Genomic DNA, 4347 nt, shown 5'->3' with positions numbered 1-4347 from the left:
ACATACTTGTTGGAGAGCTCGTCGGCGTCCTTGCCGCTCGAGCCTTCGCTCTGGAACACCATCTGGGCGGCCTTGTCGTCGGACACTTCGCGCGACGAGCAGATGCCGATGAACTCGACGCCGCGGTCTGTCTCGCGCGTGGGGGTGGCGCCGCCGACCTTGGTGGCCTTGATCTGGTCGGCCCAGTCCGGCGGCAATTGCGGCGCCAGTATCCGGCCGAGATCGCGAACGGTGACGTCGATCAGGCCCTTGGCAAATTCGCGCGAGGTGTTGCAGCTGTTGAAGCGGGCGCGCATGGCATCGGCTTCGCGCTTGCGCTTGGACAGTGTAGCGCTGCGCTCGGCCGCCGGCACGACGAAAATGACCTGTTGCAGCATATACTCCATGGCGGTCGGCTTGGTGCCGCCATTGTCGAGCATGCGCCTGACCACGTCCTGCTCGCTCAACGCGCCGCCGCTCTTGGAGCGATGGCGCGCGGTCAGCGCCTGGTTCCAGGCCATCTGGGAGCGGATGAACTCCTTGAAATGTTCCTTGCCGACGCCGGACTGCGCCATGACGCCATCGAGTTGTTTGAGCTGCATCTTGTTGGTCGTGGCAAAGCGCTGATAGGCAGCGTCGACCTGGGCGTCGCTGATGCGGATGCCGAGACGCCTGGCTTCGGCGACGCGCAGCGTCTGCTCGATCATTTCCTCGGCAGCGTCGCCTTTCTTGCGCTGCAGGCGCAGGAAGGCAGCCCGATGCTGGATGTCGCCGGTCGTGATCGGTACGTTGTTTACGACGTATTTGATCTGGCTGGCGAAGGCCGGCGGCGTAATCACTGTGATCGAGGCCGAGGTTGCCGCCACCAGCAGCGCGAACCCTGCCGAAAAGAGGTATTTCCTCATCGAAAGCATCCCAATTTTATCTCGGTTCCGGCCCAATTCTATCCCATTTTGAGGGAGCTGGAATCCGTGCCTGCCCTATGCGGCGAAACGATGTCGTTAGACGCGATGCGGGTTCACTTGGACACACAAGATACCCTCTAACACTTTGAATCTACGCATCGTGCTTTCCGAAAATCAATTCCGATTTTCGGGCCGATGCGTTCGCCGGCCGCCGTTCCGTCTGTTGTTGGCCGGTCGCCTGCTACTGGACAGCGTTGAAGGAGCTTTGTGTCGAGCCGAAATCGCCGAGCGTGCGGAACGACAGGTTGAAACCGATGTTCTGCGACACTTCCTTGGTGCTCAGGTCGCGGGATTCCGAGAATGTCATCAAGTAGGTGAAACACGAATCGCTATAGGCAAAGCCGACCCCGTCCTTGACCAGGACACTTTGCTCCAGATCGTAGGTGCCAGTACCGAAGACACGCCAGTTCTCTGCAAGTTGCGTCGAGGCGCCAAGCGTGACCTCGTGACGATCGGTCGTGAAGCCATAGAGCGGCTGCGCCTGGATGAAGGCGTATTTGGCGCTGAACGAAATCGGCAGGCCGGAATAGGCTGCCTTGACCTCGGCGCGGCGAACCTCGAAGCTCTGCTCGTCGAAACGGCCGCTGATCGAGCCGGAAAGCCCGCTGGGGCTGTTGAAGCCGACGAGACCGACATAATCGGAGGTCGCGGTCTCAAGGCCCGAATCGGCGCCGACGTTGACCAGGTCCGGCGCGGCGAAGGAGTTCTGGCCGTCAAGCTGGTAGGATTGGCCGAACAGCGCGTTGGTGCTCCAGCCATTGTCATAGGCGCCGGAATAGCGCAGCCCGACATTGGCGCGCGTGCCGCCTTCCAAGCGGTCGTAACCGGAGAACTTGTCGCGCTCGAACAATGTTGTGGCGTCAAAGACGAAGCTCTGCGCGTCCTCGTTGGGAACAGCGAGGCCGCCGACATATTGCTCGTTCGGACGCACGAACACCTGCGCCATCGGCTCGAAGATGTGGCTGGAACTGGTCGACGAGAACAGCACCGGCCAACGCATTTCCAGCCCGGCGGTCGCCATGAAGCGGGCGAGCGACGATCGCATATCGTCGTCGACGCCGAGATTAGACGCCATCTGATTGATGGCATTGAGCGATCCCGAAGAGGCATTGACATAGCCGGCGTCGCCGCGCAGCGCCAGCAGCGGCGTCAGCAGCAGCCCGCCATCGGTGGTGAAGGTGCGTTTCCATTCCGCTTCGGCGGTGAGACGGCCCGACTGGCCCTCGATGCCGCGTACACTGGTCACGGACGCAGCGTTGTTCGGATCGGCAAGGACCCTGTCCAGCCTGTCGCGGCTGATGGCCTGCGCGTTGACATTGAACGATAACTGCCCGCCGCCCACCGCCATGTCTGGGATGTAGGCGTAGTCGAGCGAGGGCAGCACCCAGGGCTGCTTGCCGGCGCGCGCGGTCGGATCGTCAGAGAGCGTCTCTTCCTGGACCTCGAAGCGCATGGCGCGCACATCGAAATAGTTGCGGCCGTTGAGGCCGGTCAGGTAGATCGAGGAGCGATGCACGCTGTCGTTGAAGTCTTCGATGGCGTAGGTGCGCGAGAAGTTCTTGTCGGTCTGCAGCAGGACATCCCAGCCGAAGTCCCAGCGCGGATTGATGGCGAACTGGCCCTTGGTGCCCATCATGCCGCGGAATTTGTTCGGGTCGCCGGCCGCTCCCGAATCGACATTGTGCCCGTCGCTGTCAATGAACTCGTCGGGATCTACTTGCCGGATGCCGGCGATCTTCAGGCTGTACTGGCCGTTGTTGAAGCGCTGACGCCACTCGGCTTCGCCGAGAAAGCCCTGCTTGGTGTAGCCGCTCCCGGTGACGGTGAGATCGTAGGTTGGTGAGAGAGCGAAATAATAGGGGACTTTGACGCCGACGCCGAGATCGCTCTTGTAGGAGATGCCAGGGATCAGGAAGCCGCTCTTGCGCTTGACGGTCGGGTCGGCAATCTCGAAAGCCGGTAGATAGGCGAGCGGAAAGCCGAAGAACTCGAAATTCGAATTCTCGAAGCGAACCGTCTTCTTCTCGCCGTTCCAGATGATTTTTCTGGCCTTGATGCGCCAGGTCGGCGCTTTGTCGGGTTTGTCCTCGCACGGCTCACAGGCCGTGTAGACGCCGTTGTGGAACGTCGTCAGCACGCCGCCCATGCGTTCCGCGCTTTCGGCGGCGAAATAGGCCTTGTCGACGGTTTCGACACGCAGCGCGTTGACGAAGCCGTCGGCGAAATCGTCGGTGATGTCGACGTGCTGCGAATAGATCTTGGTGCCGTCGCTGTTGACGACCTCGACATTGCCGCTGGCGACGAGCCGCTTGGTGTTGCGATTGTATTCGACCCGCTGGGCGACGAGGCGGTTGCCGCCATAGTCGATCTGCACGCCGCCGACATTGAGGCAATAGACGCCGCGTCCCTCGGCGATGACCTTACCGGCGCAATGATAGCCCGGTGTCGCGGTGCGGCCACGGTAATGAGTGCGCAGGCGCCGCCCGCAATGACCGCAGCGGGCAATGCCCTGAAGCAGGGCGCCGCCTTCACGCACCGCGCCGCCAGCGCCTCCGCCGGCCTCGGCATGGGGACGCGGGTGGGTGTTAGCGGCCATGCGTTGCTGGTTGGCCTCGAAGGTCGGCCAGTCGATATAGCCCTGGTGGTGATCCTTGATCAGCACTTGCCACTCGTCCATCGGCAGCTTGCGTATCCGCTTGCACCGCGCGCCGGTTTCGTCGAGCACCGTCTCTCGGCGATTCTTGCCATAGACATAGGCGCCCGCATAGACCGGATTGGCAAGCACGGCATGAACGGCGTGGTAGCTGGCCTCGCTCCAGCGCAGCTCATGATGCCCACCAAGCGACAGTGGGAACTTCATGCCGTGCGCGCGCAGCCACAGCCAGACGCGGCGCGCCGAGCCCAGTTCGGCGAAACGGGCGAAGATGGTGCGGATGACATTTACGACCGCCTCGTCGGGATGGAGAAGGATCTCGCCGTCATCCTCGCCCCAGACGAAGCCGACCGGCAGGCCGCGGCGCAATTCGCCGCGTGCCGCCTTGTTCTTGATGCCGCCATTGAGACGGGCGCGTAGAACATGCAGTTCGGCTTCGGACATGGCACCTTTCAAACCCAACAAAAGCCTGTCGTTGAACAGGGCCGGGTGGTAGAGGCCGTCGGCATCGCCAATCAGCGTATCGGTCAGCCCGGCCAGCTCGATCAGCCGGTGCCAGTCGGCGTTGTTGCGCGCCAGCCGCGAGACATCGAGGCCGAGCACGATGCCGACCCGGGCCAGCGCCACCTCGCTGGTCAGCCGGGCGAACCCGCTGCGCATAACACTGCCGGAACCGGACAGGCCGAGATCCTCGTCGATGACCACGACGCGCTCGGCCGGCCAGCCCAGTTCGTGCGCCCGACCGGAGAG

General features: G+C 62.7%; 2 protein-coding genes and 1 pseudogene. All 3 read right to left on the bottom strand.

What is annotated here, in order from left to right; genetic code table 11:
* On the bottom strand, nt 1-893 hold an 893-nt coding region (locus EOA85_RS28945), incomplete at its 3' end, for a peptidylprolyl isomerase (RefSeq protein ID WP_164759946.1).
* Nucleotides 894-1125: 232 nt separating this feature from the next.
* Nucleotides 1126-3360, bottom strand: a complete 2235-nt coding sequence (locus EOA85_RS28940; RefSeq protein WP_245486108.1) for an LPS-assembly protein LptD — start codon at nt 3358-3360, stop codon at nt 1126-1128.
* 183 nt (nt 3361-3543) lie between these two features.
* Nucleotides 3544-4302: pseudogene (locus EOA85_RS39405) on the bottom strand (recombinase family protein); the annotation flags it as partial.
* Nucleotides 4303-4347: the final 45 nt, after the last annotated feature.

Source organism: Mesorhizobium sp. M5C.F.Ca.IN.020.29.1.1 (genome assembly GCF_003997375.1).
Taxonomy (GTDB): domain Bacteria; phylum Pseudomonadota; class Alphaproteobacteria; order Rhizobiales; family Rhizobiaceae; genus Mesorhizobium; species Mesorhizobium wenxiniae.
The sequence above is the reverse complement of the archived record's forward strand: the minus strand, read 5'-3'. Positions and strand labels throughout refer to the sequence as shown.